This window comes from Nonomuraea sp. KM90 (genome assembly GCF_052246675.1).
Taxonomy (GTDB): Bacteria; Actinomycetota; Actinomycetes; order Streptosporangiales; family Streptosporangiaceae; genus Nonomuraea.
Genome location: NZ_JBQQCB010000339.1, coordinates 1 through 1677, shown reverse-complemented (window position 1 = coordinate 1677; position 1677 = coordinate 1). Strand labels below are relative to the sequence as shown.

Below are 1677 nucleotides of genomic sequence, written 5' to 3'. Positions count from 1 at the left end.
TGGACGCCAATTGACCTCGTACATGCTCGGACGTGATATCGCGCAGCTCTCCAGGTACGCCGGTACCTCTGGCTGGTGGGCATGCTCGGTGCCCACTGCGCGCACCGGCTCTCTCGACGACATGATCAAGTGGGGAGCGATCGCCGCTCGGCCTGGAGCGACTGGCGACCGTATCCGACCGCCTGCTCGACGTCGCCGCGCCGGGCCGCGATCACTCCGAGTGTCAGACGCGCCTCGGAGATCCGCATTGGCGCCAGTTCCTCGCCGTTCGTGCTCGTGTGGGCCCGGATCACCTCGTTCGCGTACAGCTCGGCGCGCTCGTTCTCTCCGAGGATGCGGTAGGCGTCCATGCTGTAGAAGTCGTACTTGAGTGGGTCGATGGTGAAGTGGTTGTCGAGGTTGTCCGAAATCGGGAGGTTTTCCAGGACTTTGTGCCCTGGTCGAGCGCGACTTCGACCTGGCGGCGGTCTCCGACTCGCGCCCATGCCTTCGCCTTCTGCGCATACAGCTGTACCGCTACGCTGAGCCTGCCAGCGACGGCCAGGCCACGGTCGGACGTGGCGATCACGCTGCGATAGCCCCGCGGGTCAGCGCGAACATGCCGACATCTCATGCGCCCACCCTTGGATCCCGCTGTTCTTGGACTCGAGACCGTTGTGGTCGACGAGGCCGCCTACCCCCTGTCTACGGCCGGAAGGCGTTCATCCGCTGAAGCTGACGAGCGTGCCAGCAACCCGGCCTTCCGGACGTCTCGGGAGGACAAGTACAGCCTGGCAAGCATTGATGCGCAAGCGTGCGCACATACATCCGCTACGTCGCATTCCGTGCGCTTTTGATCACTGGAATGCCTCTTGTTGCTTGATCGCACGATAGTTACGCTTTGCCCGTTTGGTCAGTGCTCCAGAGCCGCACGAGTCAGGACACGCCTGCCGGGTGGGGTGGAGCGAGGTTTGGCATCCCCAGTGGTGTGCCTCGTTGTGGTTCGGAGCGTGACGGCGTATGCAGCGTCGCTTGCCTGTGGCTGCCCGGAGAACGTGGCAGTCTTTGATCTTTCTCGTGGCGATGATGCCTGGTCTTTTGCTGTTCTCGGCGTTGCCCGTGTCGGCTCAGGCAGCCGTGGTGGACCAGAGCACAGCCCAGGTTGCGCCTGAGACTCCTCGTCAGCAGTTGGGTTCGGCGGGCCGGTTGCCGACGTTGGTTTCGTCGGAGGTCACTGAGGCCGTCGACAAATCGGTGGAGCGTGATCCGAAGCGGCCTAAGGGTGCTCTGCCGCTGGAGGAGCGGGCGGGCTCGACGGTGAGTTCCGAGGTGAAGGGGCTGAAGGATCCTCCGCCGGTTCCTGGGCACAAGAATGCGGTAAAGGTCGACTCTCTGGAGGCGGTGTCCCGCGGGCAGGAGCCGTGGTCCGCCGTGCAGAATCCGGTGGGGCCTTCGAGCGGCGCAGTAGCCGTGGCGGCGGGTGTCCCGACTGTTTCGTCGTTGCAGGTGTCGCCGGGGACGTTGAGTTCGGGTACGTGGGTCACCTCGACGCTGGAGCCGACGTTGTCGGCGGTGGTGTCCGACCCCGATAGCCGGGCTGTGGGCATCAATATCGAGGTGCAGCATGATCCGGCGGTTCCATCGCAGGGGTCGGGACTGATCTGGTCGGGCAACCAGTTCGCGTCTCAGACGACTGGT

2 protein-coding genes are annotated in these 1677 nt (G+C 64.3%); one reads left to right on the top strand and one right to left on the bottom strand.

Features of this window, described 5'->3' with window-relative positions:
* Window positions 1-125: 125 nt before the first annotated feature.
* Window positions 126-350: a hypothetical protein gene (locus tag ACTWPW_RS64040; RefSeq protein ID WP_443175013.1), complete on the bottom strand. Its 225-nt coding sequence runs from the start codon at window positions 348-350 to the stop codon at window positions 126-128.
* A 694-nt stretch (window positions 351-1044) separates the two neighbouring features.
* Between ACTWPW_RS64040 and ACTWPW_RS64035 the strand changes: the two genes are divergently transcribed.
* The coding region (locus tag ACTWPW_RS64035; RefSeq protein ID WP_443175012.1) for a hypothetical protein at window positions 1045-1677 on the top strand (633 nt) is incomplete at its 3' end.